Annotated in this window: 15 protein-coding genes and 1 pseudogene; 8 read left to right on the top strand and 8 right to left on the bottom strand. The window is 72.6% G+C overall.

All coding sequences use genetic code 11. The features are described from left to right. Positions 1 to 11: 11 nt before the first annotated feature. Together ACGFH8_RS26460 and ACGFH8_RS26455 are read left to right on the top strand one after the other, a co-directional pair. Positions 12 to 3,311: a LamG-like jellyroll fold domain-containing protein gene (locus ACGFH8_RS26460; protein WP_393372019.1), complete on the top strand. Its 3,300-nt coding sequence runs from the start codon at positions 12 to 14 to the stop codon at positions 3,309 to 3,311. Positions 3,312 to 3,416: 105 nt separating this feature from the next. Next, positions 3,417 to 3,671, top strand: coding sequence for a hypothetical protein (locus ACGFH8_RS26455; protein ID WP_393372016.1), 255 nt, complete (start codon positions 3,417 to 3,419; stop codon positions 3,669 to 3,671). A gap of 58 nt (positions 3,672 to 3,729) precedes the next feature. Here the strand turns inward: ACGFH8_RS26455 and ACGFH8_RS26450 are convergent, their stop codons facing one another. Then, positions 3,730 to 5,061: an ABC transporter substrate-binding protein gene (locus ACGFH8_RS26450; protein ID WP_393372013.1), complete on the bottom strand. Its 1,332-nt coding sequence runs from the start codon at positions 5,059 to 5,061 to the stop codon at positions 3,730 to 3,732. 140 nt (positions 5,062 to 5,201) lie between these two features. On the opposite strand from ACGFH8_RS26450, the gene ACGFH8_RS26445 reads away from it, so the two are divergent. Beyond that, a complete protein-coding gene (locus ACGFH8_RS26445) occupies positions 5,202 to 6,035 on the top strand; it encodes a phosphoribosylaminoimidazolesuccinocarboxamide synthase (protein ID WP_393372010.1) in 834 nt (277 codons plus the stop codon). 32 nt (positions 6,036 to 6,067) lie between these two features. Further along, a complete protein-coding gene (locus ACGFH8_RS26440) occupies positions 6,068 to 6,517 on the top strand; it encodes a hypothetical protein (protein ID WP_393372009.1) in 450 nt (149 codons plus the stop codon). A gap of 5 nt (positions 6,518 to 6,522) precedes the next feature. On the opposite strand, the gene glpK is transcribed toward ACGFH8_RS26440, so the two are convergent. Next, the gene (gene glpK, locus ACGFH8_RS26435; RefSeq protein WP_393372006.1) at positions 6,523 to 8,007 is read right to left on the bottom strand and encodes a glycerol kinase GlpK; all 1,485 of its coding nucleotides are present in this window, start codon (positions 8,005 to 8,007) and stop codon (positions 6,523 to 6,525) included. A 102-nt stretch (positions 8,008 to 8,109) separates the two neighbouring features. Between glpK and ACGFH8_RS26430 the strand changes: the two genes are divergently transcribed. Next, positions 8,110 to 9,048 carry a ribose-phosphate diphosphokinase gene (locus ACGFH8_RS26430; RefSeq protein ID WP_393372004.1) on the top strand — a complete coding sequence of 313 codons (939 nt, stop codon included), beginning with the start codon at positions 8,110 to 8,112 and terminating at the stop codon, positions 9,046 to 9,048. A gap of 109 nt (positions 9,049 to 9,157) precedes the next feature. Here ACGFH8_RS26430 and ACGFH8_RS26425 read toward each other — a convergent pair whose 3' ends face one another. Then, positions 9,158 to 9,613, bottom strand: a complete 456-nt coding sequence (locus ACGFH8_RS26425) for an ATP-binding protein (RefSeq protein ID WP_393372001.1) — start codon at positions 9,611 to 9,613, stop codon at positions 9,158 to 9,160. A 119-nt stretch (positions 9,614 to 9,732) separates the two neighbouring features. On the opposite strand from ACGFH8_RS26425, the gene macS reads away from it, so the two are divergent. Further along, positions 9,733 to 10,869, top strand: coding sequence for a MacS family sensor histidine kinase (gene macS / locus ACGFH8_RS26420; RefSeq protein ID WP_393371998.1), 1,137 nt, complete (start codon positions 9,733 to 9,735; stop codon positions 10,867 to 10,869). Positions 10,870 to 10,883: 14 nt separating this feature from the next. Further along, entirely contained in the window at positions 10,884 to 11,537 is a 654-nt protein-coding gene (locus tag ACGFH8_RS26415; protein WP_393372430.1) for a response regulator, read from the top strand. A gap of 25 nt (positions 11,538 to 11,562) precedes the next feature. Here the strand turns inward: ACGFH8_RS26415 and ACGFH8_RS26410 are convergent, their stop codons facing one another. The 3 genes from ACGFH8_RS26410 to ACGFH8_RS26400 form a co-directional block, all read right to left on the bottom strand. After that, a complete protein-coding gene (locus tag ACGFH8_RS26410; RefSeq protein ID WP_112583682.1) occupies positions 11,563 to 12,135 on the bottom strand; it encodes a DUF5709 domain-containing protein in 573 nt (190 codons plus the stop codon). 90 nt (positions 12,136 to 12,225) lie between these two features. Then, positions 12,226 to 12,987 (bottom strand): ATP-binding protein, encoded by a 762-nt coding sequence (locus ACGFH8_RS26405; protein WP_393371995.1) that lies wholly within the window; start codon positions 12,985 to 12,987, stop codon positions 12,226 to 12,228. Between the two features lie 59 nt (positions 12,988 to 13,046). After that, on the bottom strand, positions 13,047 to 14,045 hold the full coding sequence (locus ACGFH8_RS26400) for an SDR family oxidoreductase (RefSeq protein ID WP_393371993.1): 999 nt from the start codon (positions 14,043 to 14,045) through the stop codon (positions 13,047 to 13,049). Between the two features lie 223 nt (positions 14,046 to 14,268). Here ACGFH8_RS26400 and ACGFH8_RS26395 point away from each other — a divergent pair, with 223 nt between their 5' ends. Further along, on the top strand, positions 14,269 to 15,468 hold the full coding sequence (locus ACGFH8_RS26395; RefSeq protein ID WP_393371990.1) for a glycosyltransferase: 1,200 nt from the start codon (positions 14,269 to 14,271) through the stop codon (positions 15,466 to 15,468). On the opposite strand, the pseudogene ACGFH8_RS26390 reads toward ACGFH8_RS26395, so the two are convergent. Together ACGFH8_RS26390 and hisN are read right to left on the bottom strand one after the other, a co-directional pair. Further along, a pseudogene (locus ACGFH8_RS26390) lies at positions 15,426 to 16,349 on the bottom strand (hypothetical protein). The gene ACGFH8_RS26395 and the pseudogene ACGFH8_RS26390 overlap by 43 nt on opposite strands. A gap of 59 nt (positions 16,350 to 16,408) precedes the next feature. Continuing rightward, the gene (hisN, locus tag ACGFH8_RS26385; RefSeq protein WP_393371989.1) at positions 16,409 to 17,227 is read right to left on the bottom strand and encodes a histidinol-phosphatase; all 819 of its coding nucleotides are present in this window, start codon (positions 17,225 to 17,227) and stop codon (positions 16,409 to 16,411) included. Positions 17,228 to 17,250 lie beyond the last annotated feature (23 nt).

The raw sequence follows: 17,250 nt of genomic DNA, 5'->3' as shown, positions 1-17,250 counted from the left end.
GGGGAGGGCAGGTGTCGAAGAGTATCCGGCTCGGCTCGATCGGGCGAGCTGTCGCGACAGTGGCGGTGCTCGTCCTGGTGGCCGGCGGCACGACCGTGCCCTCCCCCGCTCCGCAGGGCCGGTTGGCGGCAAATCCGCTGGCCGCCCCGCCGGGACCGGACCGGTCGGCGGCTCGACCGGCCCCCGCGGCCCGGCCGTCGCGACCGGCCCCCGCGGCCCCCGCGGCCCGACCGGACCTCGCGGCCCGGGCGCCCTGGCCGGCGGCAACGGCGTCGGCGGCAACGGCGTCGGCCGTCCGGCTCGGCCGCCGGGTCGAGATGCCCGCACTACGGACGCCGGACCGGACCGTCTTCGCCAACCCGGACCGCACCTTCACGGCGGAGCTACGGGCCGGCACCTCCAGCGCCGACGCACCGCCGACGGGCCAGCGCCAGCACTGGGCGATGACATCCCGGGAGCTGCCCTCCCAGGTGTGGTGGGACAGGGACGACTACCACGCCCGGGTCGGGCACGACCCGGAGGAGTCCTCGTACAACATGTACCACTCGTACTTCCAGATGGACACGGCGTTCTTCGTCGGCAAGACCATCCTGGAGCACACCGCCTTCAGCCTTAACCAGCTGTTCTCCTACTCGTGCTATCCGCAGGCCCTGCAACTGCACCTCACCGGCCCGATCAGCCCGTCGACGAGTTGGTCGAATCCGCCCACCGAGCAGCGGCTGCTGGGCACCGTGCGGACCGCCAAGGGCGGCGGCCCCGAATGTCCGGGCGGCAGTGTGGAGGTGGACGCGCTGGCCCTGATGCGCGAGGCGGCGGCGAACAGTTGGCGACAGCTCACGCTGGGCCTGACCGGTGACGACCAGAGCATCTCCGGGGCGATGACCTTCGACAACAAGCCGGTGCTCGCGGTGCGGTTCAACATCGTGCCGGAAACGCCGGTGATGACGCCGACCGACACCATGCCCGGCTGTTCCGGTGGCGGGGCGACGACCTGGGTACGGACCCTCGGGCCGGTGCTGGCCGTGGAGGTGTCCGAGGACGCCGGGACGGGCAGCGAGGGCGGTGCTCAGCAGGTCACCTTCGAGGTGCAGACGCCGGACGGCACCCCGGTGCACACCAGCGAGACGCTGCCCGAGCACATCAAGACGTACCAGGTGCCGGACTGGGTGCTCGCCGACGGCGGCACGTACCGGTGGCGGGCGACGGTCAACGACCAGGTCGACACCGGGCCGCCGGGGCCCTGGTGCGAGTTCACCGTGGACATGACCGGTCCCACCACCGTGCCGACGGTCACCTCGGTCGACTTCCCCTCGTCCGGTCCGGGCGCCCGGGTCGACCGCACGGGCGTGTTCCGGTTCGACGCGGACGGCGACCAGGACGTGGTGAGCTTCGAATACCAGCTCGGCGGCCAGAGCGGCTACGTCACCGGGCGGGTGAGCGCGGACCGGCCGGGTGGCACCGGTGTGCTGCGCTGGACCGCCGAGACGCCCGGCGAATACGAACTCAAGGTGCTCGCCGTGGACCGGGCCGACAACCTCGGCTGGCCGCAGTCGTACCGCTTCAAGCTGCGATCCGTGCCGGCGCCACTCGTCGAGTTGCCGCTCGACGAGGGGCAGGGCGTCATCGGCCGGGACGTGGCGACACGCGTTCCCGATGGCAGTGTCACGTTCAGCGGCGGGGCGTCGTGGCAGGCGTCCGGGCGGCACGGCAGCGCGGTGCTGCTGAACGGCATCGAGGGCAGTTACGGTCGGTCGGCCGGGCCGGCGGTGAACACCGGCCAGAGCTTCTCGGTGCTGGCCTGGGTCCGCCTGGACCAGGTCGGCCAGGACCGGGTCGCGGTGGCCCAGGCCGGGGTCGCCGGAAACGGTTTCGTGTTGCGCTACGACCACGCCCGCAGGCGGTGGGCGTTCGCGCTTCGGGAGGCGGACGGCGAGGCGGCGGCGGAGCGGGTCGCGGTGGCGAACACGGCTCCCCAACTCGGCGTCTGGACCCACCTCGCCGGCGTGTACGACCACGACGCGGGCGAGGTGCGGATCTACCTCAACGGTCGGCTGGCCGGCAGTACGCCGTACCGCAGCACCTGGAACGCCTCCGGCCCCCTCCTGCTCGGCCAGGGGAACGGTGTGTCCGGCGCGCGTGGCGCCTGGACCGGTTCGCTCGACGAGGTCCAGCTCTACGACTACCCGACGGCGCCCAAGAAGATCATCGAGGAGTTGGCCGGCGAGCCGTTTGGCCCGGAGGCGTGGTGGCACCTGAACGAGCCGACAGGTGTGGTCGGCGCCGATTCCAGCGGGAACGGGCACTCGCTCTACCTGGCACCCGGCGCGGCATTCCACCAGGATGTGCGCGACGGGGGAGTGCGCCTGGACGGGACGTCCGGAGCGGCGTACACGGCGGGGCCGGTGGTGGCGGGGGACGCCAGCTTCACCGTGTCGGCCTGGGTGCGACTCGCCGGAGCCGGTCGGGACGCCGTCGCGGTCGGCCAGGACGGGCAGCACAACAGCCGGTTCCGGCTGCGCTACGAGGCCGCGACCGGCCGGTGGGTCTTCCGGATGGACCGGGTCGACGAGCCGGGCGGGAGTGCGGCCACCGACGCGGCGGTGTCCTCGTCGGCAAGCGTCAACACCTGGACGCACCTGACCGGTGTCTTCGACGCCGCCGCCGGCCAACTACGGCTGTACGTCAACGGGACGCTGGCCGGCACGGCGAGCCACGTGGCGAGTTGGCCGGCCACCGGCGCCCTGGTGCTGGGGCGGGGGCTGCGCGACGGCGCGGCGGCGGATTTCTGGCCGGGTGACGTCGACGAGGTGCGGGTGCTCCCGCGTGCCGTCACCGCGCAGGAGGTGCCCGGTCTCGTTGGCCTGCCGCCGGCCGTCACCCCGGGGCCGGTGCGGATCCGCGCCGTCCACAGCGGCATGTGCCTGACCGAGCAGGGTGGCGACAGCGGCTACCTCTACCAGCAGCCGTCGTGCGGCACCCAGTTCCCGAGGATGAGTCTGGTGGCGGCCGAGGGCGGCGCGTACCGGATCGCGACCGACCACGACGTGTACGGGCCCGGCTGCACGGGGGTGGAGAAGGGGTCGGTGAGTGTGGGGGCGCCGCTCTACGACGACTACTGCGCCTCCGGGCGTGGGCAACTGTTCCGCGTCGAGCCGGTGGCCGCGCCACTGTGGGGCTATCGGTTGCGACCGGTGCACAGCAATCTGTGCGTCGGCTTCCGGGACAACTCCGCCCAGGCGGGCGCCCAACTGCTCCAGCTCGCCTGTGATCCGGCGGCGCGTGGTCAGGTGTTCCTCTTCGACAGCCGGTGAGGTGAGGGCGCGCCGCACGGCGTGTCGTCGCGGACGGACGGTTCGGTCCCGTGGTTCGGCGCGGACCGACGTGCCGAGGTTGCGTCAGTCGGCGAGGATGGGCACATGTCTTCATTCGGTAAGTGGTGGGGCCGGCTCAGCGCGGTCCTCGGTGGGGCCGTACTGGCGGTCTTCGTGCCCGTCGCGGCCTGGGCGTCCACGGGCACCGGCGAGGTGGTGGTGGAGGCCGCCCGCCGGCGGTCCCGCGGCGGCGGCGGCTTCGGCATCCTCAGCCTGCTCTGCTGCCTGGTGGTGGTCGGCGTCATCGTGTTCCTGGTGCTGCGTCTGACCCGTAATCGTCGCAACGGTCCGCCGCGCTGACCCAGCGGCCCGTCCCCATCGGTCGGTCGACGGCGGTCCGTCGGCCGGCCGATGTTCGTTACGCCACGAGTGCGGCGTTGGCCTGGGCGATGAAACGTGAGGCGGCCTCCCGGGTGCCGGCCCGCTTGGCGCGGATGCTCTCCGCGGTGGCGACCAACAGGGTCCGCACCGTGGCGTGCCCCTTCGGCGGTGGCGCCGGGGCCGGCCCGAGTTGGTCAGTGATGGCCGCGCCGAACGCGGCGGCCCGTTGCTGGGCCGGGTCGGTGATGCTGCCCTCGGCATAGCGGCGGACGGCGAGACTGACGTTCAGGCCACGTTCGTGGCCGAGGACGGTGCCGGCCTCGCCGTTCGTGGTCAGGAAATTGATCACGTCGGCGACGGTGTCCGGATGGCGGGTGCCCCGGAACGCGGCCCAGTACATCGACGCGCGCGCCCACTGCGCGCCGGTCGGCCCCGGCAGGCCGACCATGCCCAGCTCGGCCTCGGTGAGACGCTGCAACTCCGGGAGTTGGTGAGACCACGCGAACGACGCGGCGGTCAAACCGGTCACCACCAGTTGCCGGGACGGCTCGCGGCTGTCGGCCTGCTCGACAAGCGCCGCACCCGGGGTGGCCCGCCCCCTGCGGGCCCGCTGCCACAGCTCGAACCAGGCGATCAACTGCTCCACGCCGAAACCGAGCTGCTTGCCCCGGTACAGCTCGCCGCCCTGCGACCGCAGCCAGAGCCAGAACGCCCGGTAGTCGCCGGACCCGTCCATGGTGCCGGCCACCCTGCCCTCGCTGGCCTCGGTGACCTGTTCCGCCCAGAAGATGTACTCGGCCCAGCTCATTCCGGCGCGCGGCTCCGGCACCCGGAGCTCCCGCAGCAGGTCCCGGTTGAAGACCACACCCACGTGGGTCTGCCCGGCGGCCACCGCCATCGTCCGCCCCTCCACCGTGCCGTAGCGGATCAGGCCCTCCGGCAGGCCCCGCAGGTCGAGGTGATGGTCGCGGACCTGGTCGGTGAGGTCGAGGATGATCTGGCGCTGCGCGTACTCGGTGAGCATTGTGTCGTCGATCTGGATCAGGTCCGGCACGTTCCCGCCGGCCGCCTGGGTGGCCAGTCGCTCGTAGTAGCCGTCGGCGCCCTGCCAGGTGACCCGGAAGGTGACCCGCGGGTTGCGATCCGAGTAGAGCCGCAGCACCTTCTCGGTGAGCTCGGCACGCTTGGTGCCACCCCACCAGAAGACCGACAGCTCGACGGGCCCGTCCTGGCTCGACGTGGCGGCGCCGTCGCTGCATCCGGCCAGCGCGCCGGACGTGAGCAGGGGCGCACCGAGCAACGCGGTGAGCAGTCGGCGCCGGCCCGGGTCGGCGCCGAGGCGGTCGATCGGCTGTGGAACAACGGGCACGGGGGGTCTCCTGGACCTGCGAGGGCGGCGGTCGGACCATTCACGCAGGGAGCGCACGAAGGTGTCAACGTCCGTCCGGTCACCCCCCGGCGCGGGTGGTCGAATCAGTCCCCCCGATGTCGCGTGGTGTACTAGGGCGCGTGGAACTTCTGCACTCGGGCAAGGTTCGGGACCTGTACGCCGACGGCGACGACCTGATCCTGGTCGCCTCGGACCGCATCTCGATCTACGACGTGGCGCTGCCGACGCCGATCCCGGACAAGGGTCGCCTGCTCACCGCACTCTCGCTGTGGTGGTTCGAGCAGCTCGCCGACCTGGTGCCGAACCACGTCATCTCGGCCACCGACGTGCCCGCCGAGTTCGCCGGGCGCGCGATCCGCTGCCAGCGGCTGGACATGCTCCCGGTCGAGTGCGTCGCTCGCGGCTACCTCACCGGTGGCGGCCTGCGGGAGTACGAGCAGACCGGGGCCGTCTCCGGCATACCGCTGCCCCGAGGGCTGGGCGAGGCGTCGATCCTGCCCGAGCCGATCTTCACGCCGTCCAGCAAGGCGCCGATGGGCGAACACGACGAACCCATCACGTACGACGACGTGGTGGACAAGGTGGGCGAGGCCACCGCCGAGCGACTGCGGCAGATCACCATCGACGTCTACCGGCGTGGCGCGGAGCTGGCCGCCGACCGGGGCATCCTGATCGCCGACACCAAGATCGAGTTGGGCTGGGCGCCGGACGGCACCCTGGTCCTCGCCGACGAGCTGCTCACCTCCGACTCGTCGCGGTTCTGGCCGGCCGAGTCGTACCAGCCCGGCCGCGTGCAGTTCTCCTACGACAAGCAGTACGTGCGGGACTGGGCCACCGGCGGCGGCTGGGACAAGCAGCCCCCGGCGCCGGACGTGCCGGACGAGGTGGTCGAGGCGACCCGCGCCCGTTACGTCGAGGTCTACGAGAAGCTGACCGGCAACCGCTGGGAGTGAGCGGGTTGCCGCACGTTGATAGCCTGCGGCCTATGGCGCCCCGACGGACCGTGCCGCCGCCCCCCGAGAGCTACGTGACCAGGATGGCCGGCCGGCCGCGCTGGCAACGGGTTCTGGTGCCGATCCTCATGGTCCTGGGTCTCCTGGTGCTGCCCGTCGGCCTCGGCCGCAACATGATCGGCGCCGAGCGGGTGAGCATCCGGGTCGAGTCCTGTGACTTCGGCGGTCCGAAGGCCACCCAGCGGTGCCGCGGCACCTGGAAGATGGCCGACGGGCGCGTGGTCACCGGCCCGGTGGGCGGCGGCTCACCGCGTGCCGGCGAGCGGGTCGACGGCTGGGCCAACGGGACGCGGGCCACCGTCAGCCTGATGGCCTGGCTCATCGCCCCACTGCTGGTGGGCTCGGCCCTGTTGGCGACGATGGTGGCGCTCGCCGTCGTCTTCCTGCGGGCGGGGATACAGCGGCTGCGACGCGCCCGCTGACCCGTTCAGTCCACCCAGTCGAGGGTGCGCTGCACGGCCTTGCGCCACTGGCCCAGCTCCTGCTCGCGCAGCTCCGGGGCCATCGCGGGCTCCCACTGCGCGTCGGAGCGCCACTGCGCCCGCAGGGTGGCCAGATCCGGCCAGAAGCCGACCGCCAGACCGGCCGCGTACGCGGCGCCCAGGCAGGTGGTCTCGGTGATCCGGGACCTGATCACCGGCACGTCGAGCACGTCCGCGAGGAACTGCATCAGCAGGCCGTTGGCCGTCATCCCGCCGTCCACCCGGAGTCGGCGCAGCGCCACGTCGGAGTCGGCGTCCATCGCGTCGACCACCTCACGGGTCTGCCACGCCGACGCCTCCAGCACCGCCCGCGCCAGGTGCCCCTTGGTGATGTAGCCGGTCAGGCCGGCGATCACACCCCGCGCGTCGCTGCGCCAGTGCGGGGCGAACAGCCCGGAGAACGCCGGCACCACGTAGCAGCCGCCGTTGTCGTCGACGGTCCGGGCCAGGTCCTCCACCTCGGCCGCCGTGGAGATCAACCCGAGGTTGTCCCGCAACCACTGCACCAGCGAGCCGGTGACCGCGATCGCGCCCTCCAGGGCGTACGCCGGGGGTTGGTCCTTGATCCGGTAGGCGACCGTGGTGAGCAGGCCGTGTGTCGACGGGACCGGGCTGGCGCCGGTGTTGAGCAGCAGGAAGCTGCCGGTGCCGTAGGTGCACTTCGCCTCGCCCGGCTGGAAGCAGGTCTGCCCGAACAGGGCGGCCTGCTGGTCGCCGAGTGCGCTGGCCACCGGCACCCCGGCGAGCACGCCGGTGGCGGTGCCGTACACCTCGGCGGAGCAGCGGATCTCCGGCAGCATCGCCGCCGGCACACCCATCGCGTCGAGCAACTCCGGCGCCCAGTCCAGCGTGGTGAGGTCCATCAGCATGGTCCGGCTGGCGTTCGTCACGTCGGTGACGTGCTCACCGGTCAACTTCCAGATCAGCCAGCTGTCCATGGTGCCGAAGAGCACCTCGCCGCGCTCCGCGCGCTCGCGCAGGCCGTCGACCTCGTCGAGCAGCCAGCGCAGCTTCGGCCCGGCGAAGTAGGTGGCCAACGGCAGGCCCGTGCGGGCCCGGAACCGCTCCTCGCCGTACGCCGAGGCCAGCTCGCGCAGCAGCGGCCCGGTCCGGGTGTCCTGCCAGACGATGGCGTTCGCCACCGGGCGGCCGGTGGCCCGGTCCCAGACGACCGTGGTCTCCCGCTGGTTGGTGATGCCGACGGCGGCCAACCCGGTCGCGTCGGTGTCGGCGGCCCGCAGTGCCTCGGCGACGACCTGCTCGACGTTGGCCCAGATCTCCTCGGCGTCGTGTTCCACCCAGCCGGGGCGGGGGAAGATCTGCCGGTGCTCGCGCTGGGCGACGGCGACGATGTCCCCGGCCCGGTCGAAGACGATGCACCGCGAGGAGGTGGTGCCCTGGTCGATGGCGGCGACGTACTGGGGGGTCACCGCAGCACCGTACCCAACACGGCGGTGTGGTGCGACAGGCGTCACGTCCGGTTACGGCCCGCCGCCGTCCGCCGCCCACCACGTCGCCTACGATGTGCGAACGTGCGCGACATCGCAGTTTTCAGTGGAACCGCCCATCCCGACCTGGCCGCCGAGATCTGTGCCCACCTCGGTGTGCCGCTGCATCCGGTACGGGTGTCCCGATTCGCGAACGACTGTCTGGAAGTGCAGTTGCAGGCCAACTGCCGGGAGCGGGACGTCTTCCTGATCCAGCCGCTGGTGCCGCCCGTGCAGGAAAACCTGGTCGAGCTGCTGTTGATGATCGACGCCGCCCGGGGTGCGTCGGCCGGCCGGATCACCGTGGTGTTGCCGCACTACGCGTACGCCCGTTCCGACAAGAAGGACGCGCCGCGGATCTCGATCGGCGCCCGGCTCGTCGCCGACCTGCTCACGTCGGCCGGTGCGGATCGGGTGCTCGCGATGACGCTGCACTCGCCGCAGGTGCACGGCTTCTTCAGCGTTCCCGTCGATCACCTGCACGCGTTGCGGGAGTTGGCCAACCACTTCCGGCGCTACGACCTGAGCAACACCGTGGTGGTCTCGCCCGACCTGGGCAACGCCAAGGAGGCGGCGGCCTTCGCCCGACTGCTCGGCACGCCTGTCGCGGCCGGGGCGAAGCAGCGGTTCAGCGACGACCTGGTCACGATCAGCGCGGTGATCGGCGAGGTGACCGATCGGGACGTCATCGTGCTGGACGACGAGATCGCCAAGGGCAGCACGGTGATCGAGCTGATGGAGCACCTACGCGGCCTGAAGGTCCGCTCGATCCGGCTCGCCTGCACGCACGGGCTCTTCTCCGGTGACGCGTTGCGGCGGCTCGGCGACCAGGACGGCGTCCTGGAGATCGTCTGCACCAACACGGTGCCCATCCCGGCCGTGAAGCGGGTCCCCGTGTTGGAGGTGTTGTCGGTGGCCCCGGCCCTGGCCGAGGCGATGCGCCGGATCCACAACGGAGAATCCGTCTCCGCCCTGTTCGCCTGACCCGGCCCCGCCCCTCACCGGCGCGATCTTGCAGTTTGTGTCGTCGCAATGAGTGGTTTCGAGAGATTCGTCGGGACAGTAAGTGCAAGATCGCGGGGCGGGCGCGGGTTCAGCGCGGGGTGTGGTTGTGCTGGGTGAGGCTTGTGGTGACGCGGACAGTGGTGCCGGCGGTGCTGGTGACGACCTCCATGGCGTCGGTCAGCTCGCGGGCCAGCCACAGGCCCCAGCCGCCGGCGGTGTCCGTGGTCGGCCGGCTGCGATCGCCCAGCCGCTGCGGGCTGATCCCGTGCCCGTGATCGGCGACCTCGCAGACCAGCAGCTCCGACTCGTGCCAGAGCCGGAGCCATCCCCGCCCGCCGCCGTGCCGCACCGCGTTGGTGATCAACTCGTTGATCGCGAGCACGAAATCGTCAAGCCGTTGGCCGGCGAGCCCGGAGGCGTGCGCGCAGGAGGTGACCGAGTGTCGAATCTCGGTCACCTGGGCCTGGTCGAAGGCGTCGGCGATCAGGAGGGCAGGTTCGATGGGCACAACCGTACGCGGTGCGTGCGGATCTGCGTTCGTCATGGGCCCGTCCCGGCGGCGCATCTCGGAGTATTTCGCGGCTTTTCCACCGTACGTCAGGGTTTCCCGAAGCGCACTCGCTGGTCGCCGTGCTACCGGCCGCATATGGCATCGTGACGGCCATGCCGTCGCCGCCGGGTGGATTCGAGGTGCCGCTGTGGCGTGCGCTCGCGGTGTTCAGGCTGGCGTCGCTGGCGTACGTCTGCGTGCTCGCGGTGCGCGACGCCGACCGGTACGCCCACCCGTACGCCGTCGGGGCCCTGGTCCTCGTGATGATGACCTGGACCGGGGTGACCGCCTTCGCGTACGCCCGACCGGCCTGGCGGCGCTGGCCGCTGCTGCTGGCCGATCTCGGAGTGGTGCTGGCCGTCGTGCTCGCCACCCCGTGGGTGGTCGGGCGGACGGCGCTCACCCACGGCGTACCCACGATGGGGGTGGCCTGGATGGCCGGCCCGGTGCTGGCCTGGGCCGTCTCCGGCGGCCGGCGGCGGGGCACGGTCGCCGCGCTGCTGGTTGCCGGCGCGGACCTGGCCACCCGGGAGCGGATCGGCCAGTCCTCGTTCACCGGGGTCATCCTCATGCTGCTCGCCGGGGTGGTGGTCGGGCACGTGGCCCGACTCGCGGCGGGCGCCGAGGCACGACTGCAACGCGCGGTGGAGCTGGAGGCCGCCACCCGCGAGCGGGAACGACTGGCCCGGGGGATCCACGACTCGGTGCTCCAGGTGCTGGCGCTTGTCCAGCGGCGGGGCGCTGACCTGCCCGGCGAAGCCGGCGAGCTGGCCCGGCTGGCCGGCGAGCAGGAGGCCGCGTTGCGGGCGCTGATCGCCGGCACCGGCCCGGCCGCCGCCGTGCCCCTGGACGGGCCCGACGCCGCCGTGGACCTGCGGACCCTGCTCGGCCGGTACGCCTCATCGGCGGTGGCGCTCTCCGCCCCGGCCACCCCGGTGCCGCTGCCCCGCCTGGTGGCCGGAGAGTTGGCCGCCGCGACCGGCGCGGCCCTGGACAACGTGGGGCGGCACGCCGGCGGACGGGCCTGGGTGCTGATCGAGGACGAGGGGGAGACGGTGACGGTGTCGATCCGCGACGAAGGGCCGGGCATCCCGGACGGCCGGCTGGCCGAGGCCGCCGCTCAGGGCCGGCTCGGCGTGACCCAGTCGATCCGGGGCCGGGTGGTCGAGCTGGGCGGGACGGTGCGGATCGCGTCCGCACCCGACGCCGGCACCGAGATCGAGCTGACCGTGCCGAGGGCACGCCGGTGAACCCCACCCGGGTGATGGTGGTCGACGACCATCCGATGTGGCGGGAGGGCGTGGCCCGCGACCTGACCGAGGCCGGGTTCCTCGTGGTGGCGACGAGCGGTGAGGGCCTCCAGGCCATCCGGGTGGCCGCCGCCGCCCGGCCCGACGTCGTCGTTCTCGACCTGCAACTGCCGGACATCTCCGGCGTCGAGGTGATCCAGGGTCTGCGCGCGGCGTTGCCCGACGTGCGGGTGCTGATGCTCAGCGCCAGTGGCGAACAGCAGAGCGTGCTGGACGCGGTCAAGGCGGGGGCCACCGGTTACCTGGTGAAGTCGACAGCGCCCGCGGAGTTCCTCGACGCGGTCCGCCGGACCGCGGCCGGCAACGCGGTCTTCACCCCCGGCCTCGCCGGGCTCGTCCTGGGCGAGTACCGCCGGCTGGCCGCCGGGCCTGGGCAGGGCCCCGACCCGGCCGGCGGAGCGGAACCGGCGACGCCCCGGCTCACCGACCGGGAGACCGAGGTGCTGCGGCTGGTGGCGAAGGGGATGTCGTACAAGCAGATCGCCCAGCGCCTCGGGCTGTCGCACCGCACGGTGCAGAACCACGTGCAGAACACCCTGGGCAAGCTGCAACTGCACAACCGCGTGGAGCTGACCCGGTACGCCATCGAACGCGGCCTGGACGACTGACCGGGTCAGAGACGACTGACCGGGGTCAGACCGAGCGCGGCGGCTCCGTCTCGTGGATGGCCAGCTCCTCGGCGGTCGCCCCGCCGCCGGCGGAACCGGCGTCGTACGCCACCGAGTCGGTCTCCTGGTCGGTGTGCGACCCCTCGTCCGGCTCGACCAGCCGACCCACTGTGGCGTCGGCGACCGTGCCGAGCTGACCGTGGTCGTAGAGGGAGACCGGCGAGTTCGGATCCGAGGTGGGCCCCGGGTCCATCACGTCGGCGTCGAGCTGTGCCTCCGCGGCGGCTTCCAGGTTGTCCGCCTCGAAGGCGATCTTCGGGTCGATCGTTCCGGCCAGCGGGTCGTCCGCCGGGCGCTCGTAGACCTCGCGGTCGAGCTTGTAGTCCAACGACTCACCGTCGAGCTGCTCCTCGGCGGTCGTCCCGAAGCGGTCCACCGCCACCGGCGTCCGGTCGCCGGGGAGTTGGGCCGGATCCGGGCCGTCCGCCTCGCGCCCGGTGAGGACGTCGTCGTTGGCGGTCGAGTCGTCATCGGCGGTGTCGGGCAGACCTTGCGCCTCGGTGTCGGACACGGGGGTCGGGTACTCGTTGTCGCGCATGTCTGATCACTACCCGCTGCCCTCCCGCCATAACCGGAGCACCGCAGGCTGTGCCATTGGCAAAACCGGCACCGGAGGCGAAACGCCGCGTCAGCTGAGGTGCGCGGCCTCGTCCTCCGGGTGCAGCACGCACCACACGACCTTGCCGTCCGGCAGGGCGCTGCTGCCCCAGCGTCGGGCCACCGTGTCGATCAGCAGCAGGCCCCGGCCGCCGACCCGGTTCGGCGGGGACAGCCCGGCGAACGTCGGCCGACGCGCGGAGTAGTCGCGCACCGCCAGGTGCAGGGTGTCGCCCTGGGGCGCCAGCCGTACGGTCATCGGGGTGCGTGCGTGCGCCACCACGTTGTTCACCATTTCGGTGATCGCGATGGTGGCCGGGTCGACAAGCATCGACATGCCCCAGCGTCGGCAGCCGGTGGTGACCAGGTCACGGGCCTGCCGGGCGGCTCCCACCGCCGGGGTCAGGTCGGCGCTGAGCACCGCCGCCAGCGGCGCCACCGCGACCGAGGCCAACGCGCCGTCCACCGTCGGCCAGGCCGGCACGCCGGCCACCATGCTCGGCCGGCTCGGTGCTCCCGCGTCCGCCTGCCCGGGCCGGTCGACCGCCGGGTCGCACAGCAGCAGATCCACGGCGGGCCAGTCGGCGACCTCGCGGCGCACCTCGGCGAAGACGGCCCGTCCGGCCGGGTCCGCGACCCGCAGGCCGCTCACGTCGGCCACCACCGGGCCCGGCCGGTCCCAGAGGTAGGCCAGCAGGACGCCGCGTACCGTTTCGGCTCCGGCGGCGTCAAGCGTTCCGGTCAGCCGGACCACCGCCGACGAATCGTCGATCTCCACCAGACAGCTCGACATGATCGCACCATTGTGCGCGTCGGTGACGGTTCGCGCATTCGGGCGGTCGATGCCGGTCATCAGGGCGCCAACCGTGATCGGCGGTTGATCGCCGCCATCGTCCCGACGGCGGTGCCGGCGGCGGCGAGACCGAACGCGGCGGTCATCCGCACCAACTGACGCCGTCGACCGTGCCAGCCGCCGTCGCGGTGGGCCTGCCCGTCGGCGTCGAAGACGTTGCCGCTGCTGTCCACCCGTGCGCCCGGACCGAACTGTGCGCGGTGGGCGTACCAGCCGAGAGCGCGCTCCACGAGCGCGGGCGCCAGCCGCCACTGCAGGCCGAGCAGGCGGGCCGCGCCGCCGGCGTACGCCTCGCGGCGGGGTCGGCGCAGCACCCGGACGATGGTCTCGGCGACCACCTCCGGCGGGTATATCGGAGGCGGCGGCATCAGTTCCCGTCCGCTGTGGTTCGCCGCGTGCTGGAAGAACGGGGTGTCGATGGTGGCCGGCAGCACCGTGCAGACGGAGATCTGGCCGCGACCGGTGACCCGCAGCTCCTGTCGGACCGTGTCGGCCAGCCCGCGGATGCCGTGCTTCGTGGCGTTGTACGCCGACTGGTACGGCATGGCCACCTCGGCCAGCGCCGAGGCGTTGTTGACGAGCACGCCACCGCCGGCCGCGCCGAGGTACGGGAGGGCGGCCTTGATGCCGTGCACCGTGCCGAGCAGGTTGACCTCCAGCACCCGGCGGAACTCGGCGACCGGGATCTCGTCGAACAGACCCACCGCGCCGACGCCGGCGTTGTTCACCCAGGCGTCGATCCGGCCGAACTCGGCCGCCGCCCGATCGGCCAGCCGCTGCACCGACTCCAGATCGGTCACGTCGGTCGGTACGACAAGCGCCCGGCCGCCCAGCTCGAGGCAGCGAAGCGCGACCTGGCGGAGGGCCGCCTCGCTACGGGCGGCCAGCACGACTGCCGCACCCCGGCGGGCCAACGCGTACGCGGTCGCCGTGCCGATCCCGCTGGACGCGCCGGTGATCACCACGGTCGAATCGTCGAGGCTGCGGGTCAGCGGCATTCCTCAGCGGTACCCCCAGCCAGGCCTGGTCATGCCACCTGTTGATTGTCGATCTTCGGGGAGTGCCGTGTGGTGTGGTCAATGTGGTTGCCGTGGCGCAAGCGTCGGTGGCACTCGCGGGCACTGTTCCCGATCTGCCAGGTTTCGACTCCCGCCCCCGAGGTTAATGGGACGCTCTGAACGGGAGGACCACTGCCGAGGAAAGATCGCAGGGAGGTGACCCATGCGCGTCGGCCTCGTCTGCGCGCACGCCAGCTCATACCGCCACGCCGATGGCCCACCGGTCGGCACCCGGCAACACATCGCACGGGTCGCCGCCGAACTGGCCGAGCGAGGCCACGAGGTACGGCTGTACGAGCGCCGGGACGACCCCGGCCTGCCGGCGACCGTCGACGTCGACGGCTACCAGGTGCTCCAGGTGCCAGCCGGCCCACCCACCCCACTACCCACCGCGAAACTCATCCCGTACGTCACGGAGTTCGGCCGCTGGTTGGCCGACTCGTGGTCCGGCGCCTGGCGGCCCGAGGTGGTGCACGGGCACTACTGGGTCGGTGGCCTGGCCGCCGCGCACGCCGTCCGGGAGACCGACATCCCGGTGGTGCAGACGTTCCACTCGCTCGGCGTCGAGCAGGCACGCCACCTGGGCGGCCACTACGGCGGGCCGGGGGAGCGGATCACTCTCGAACGCGCGCTGACCCGGGCCGTCGACATCGCCGTCGCCCAGTCGAACGACGAGGTCGACGAGCTGACCCGGATGGGTCTGCAACGTAGCTCGGTCGCGCTGGTGCCGGCCGGGGTGGACATCGAGCAGTTCCAGCCCGACGGCGAGGCGGCCCCCCGCGAACAGCGGGCCCGCATCCTCTCGGTCGGCTCACTGTCCCCCGGGCACGGCCAGGAGGACCTGATCCGGGCGATGCGACTGGTCGGCGACGCCGAGCTGGTCATCGCCGGTGGGCCGCCGGCCGACCAACTGGCCAACCATGCCGAGGCGCGGCGGCTGCGTGAGCTGGCCGAGCAGGTCGGCGTCGTCGACCAGGTACGGCTCGTCGGAGCGGTGCCGCACGACCAGATGGCCACCTGGTACCGCTCGGCGGACGTGGTCGCCTGCACGCCGCACTACTCCTCCGCCGGGCGGGTCTCGCTGGAGGCGATGGCCTGCGGCGTACCGGTGATCGGTTATGCGATGGGTGGTCTGGCGGACGCCGTCGTCGACGAGGTCACCGGCCGCCTGGTGCCCCCCGGCGACGTGCGGGCGCTCGGCGTCTCGCTGCGCCGGCTGCTCGCCGACAACGCCGGCCGCTTCGCCTACGGGCACGCCGCTGTGGACCGGGTCCGCAGCAGCTACACCTGGGAACGCACCGCGGGCGCGTTGGAGCGGCTCTACGAGCGGGTGGTGAGTCGCCGCAAGCCGGTCGAGGCCTGAGCGGGCCGGTCGGGCGGCCCGGTGTCTCAGCCGGACCGCCCGACGACGACCATGGCCTGGTCGCGACGGTGTGCCACCGCGCGTTGCTGCTGCGGCTCGGCGTACCGGGTCAGCCCGATCACCGCGGCCAGGGTGACCAGGAAACCGGCCGCGGCCAACCACTCCCGGCCCGGCCAGATCTTGTCGTTGAGCAGCAGCAGGCCGACGACCGCGGCCGGCACCGCGCCGGCGGCGTCCATCGCGGCGACCGCCGCGGTCGTCGAACCGCGCTGCATGGCCAACCCCAGCAGCAGTTGACCGACGATCGAGTGGGCGATCAGCAGGTAGAACAGCGGGTGGGAGAGGAACGCCTCGGCGGACGGCGCGGACGCCAGGGGACGGGCGGCGACCGCCGCCGAGCTGAACGCCAACCCGGCCAGCGAGCCGAGAGCCACCGAGCCGGGCGCCCCGCGCAGCCGGACGGCGAAGACACCGAGCACCGCGATCACACCGAGCGCCACCAGCAGGGCGATCGACCCAGCGGTGCCGAGTTGCTTCGACGGCGCCGGCCGGGCGGACAACACCAGCGCGGTGATCCCGCCGAAGAGCAGGGCCAGCAGCACCACCTCCGCCACCGGCAGCCGCCACTTCAGCACCAGCACCCCGAGGATGGCGGTCACCCCGAGCCCGGCCGCGACGCTCGCCTGCACCAGGAACAGCGGCAGGTCCCGGCGGGCCAGGAAGGCGAGCACGAATCCGCCGATCTGGCAGCCCAGGCCGACCAGGTACGTCCGGTGCCCGGCGAGACGCAGCAGCAGGCCCGGGTCGAAGGTGTGGTGGACAGTGGTGCGGGCCGCGGCCACCGACTGGAGGAGGTTGGCGAAGCCGTACGCGACGATCATCGCCGCGAGAAAACACCAACCGGAGGAGACCACCTGGCGAGGATAGAGGTTGACGGGGGTCAGCGCTCGGCTGGTCGATCGAGCCGGCCGAGGATGTCGGCGTGCAGCACACCGTTGGTGGCCACCACGCTGCTGTCGGTGCCCGGCGCGCCGGCCGGAGCCTGCCGACCCGACAGATCCGTGACCGTGCCACCCGCCTCGGTGATGATCGGCACCAGCGCCGCCACGTCCCACAGTGACAACTCCGGTTCGACCATCACCTCCAGTGCGCCCTCGGCCAGCAGCATGTAGCCGTAGAAGTCGCCGTACGCCCGACTGCGCCACGTGGCCCGCATCAGGTCCAGCATCGCGTCGAGCCGCCCGGCGCGCTCCCACCCGTCGAGCGACGAGTAGCAGAAGCTGGCATCCGCGATGTCGCGTACCGCGGACACCCCGATCCGCTCGCCGTCGGCGGAGCCGGGACCGGCGTACGCGCCCGCGCCCGCGCTCGCCCACCAGCGCCGGCCCAGCGCCGGTGCGGACACCACGCCGACCGCCGGCCGGTCACCGTCGTAGAGCGCGATCAGGGTGGCCCAGACCGGCACGCCCCGGACGAAGTTCTTGGTGCCGTCGATCGGGTCGATGATCCAACGACGGCCGTGCGGGGCGGTGGCCGGTCGCGCGCCGTACTCCTCGCCGAGCAGCCCGTCGGTCGGCCGGTGCTCGGCCAGCAGGGCGCGGATCTCCCGCTCCACGGCGGTGTCCGCGTCGGAGACCGGGGTCAGGTCGGGCTTCGACTCCACCCGCAGGTCGAGCGCGCGAAACCGGGCCGTGGAGACGGCGTCGGCCCGGTCGGCGAGCAGATGGGCGAGGGCGAGGTCGTCGGCGTACCCGGTCATGCCGGCAACCTAGCCGACGCCGA

Source organism: Micromonospora sp. NPDC049175 (assembly GCF_043197345.1).
Classification (GTDB): Bacteria; Actinomycetota; Actinomycetes; order Mycobacteriales; family Micromonosporaceae; genus Micromonospora.
This window is presented reverse-complemented; position numbering and strand designations above follow the sequence as displayed.

Bases quoted from the DNA above. Each gene is read 5' to 3' on its own strand.
- ACGFH8_RS26455 (WP_393372016.1), top strand. From the start codon at position 3,417: ATGTCTTCATTCGGTAAGTGGTGGGGCCGGCTCAGCGCGGTCCTCGGT.
- ACGFH8_RS26440 (WP_393372009.1), top strand. From the start codon at position 6,068: ATGGCGCCCCGACGGACCGTGCCGCCGCCCCCCGAGAGCTACGTGACC.
- ACGFH8_RS26425 (WP_393372001.1), bottom strand. From the start codon at position 9,613: ATGACGAACGCAGATCCGCACGCACCGCGTACGGTTGTGCCCATCGAA.
- macS (WP_393371998.1), top strand. From the start codon at position 9,733: ATGCCGTCGCCGCCGGGTGGATTCGAGGTGCCGCTGTGGCGTGCGCTC.
- ACGFH8_RS26415 (WP_393372430.1), top strand. From the start codon at position 10,884: ATGGTGGTCGACGACCATCCGATGTGGCGGGAGGGCGTGGCCCGCGAC.
- ACGFH8_RS26410 (WP_112583682.1), bottom strand. From the start codon at position 12,135: ATGCGCGACAACGAGTACCCGACCCCCGTGTCCGACACCGAGGCGCAA.
- ACGFH8_RS26405 (WP_393371995.1), bottom strand. From the start codon at position 12,987: ATGTCGAGCTGTCTGGTGGAGATCGACGATTCGTCGGCGGTGGTCCGG.
- ACGFH8_RS26400 (WP_393371993.1), bottom strand. From the start codon at position 14,045: ATGCCGCTGACCCGCAGCCTCGACGATTCGACCGTGGTGATCACCGGC.
- ACGFH8_RS26395 (WP_393371990.1), top strand. From the start codon at position 14,269: ATGCGCGTCGGCCTCGTCTGCGCGCACGCCAGCTCATACCGCCACGCC.
- hisN (WP_393371989.1), bottom strand. From the start codon at position 17,227: ATGACCGGGTACGCCGACGACCTCGCCCTCGCCCATCTGCTCGCCGAC.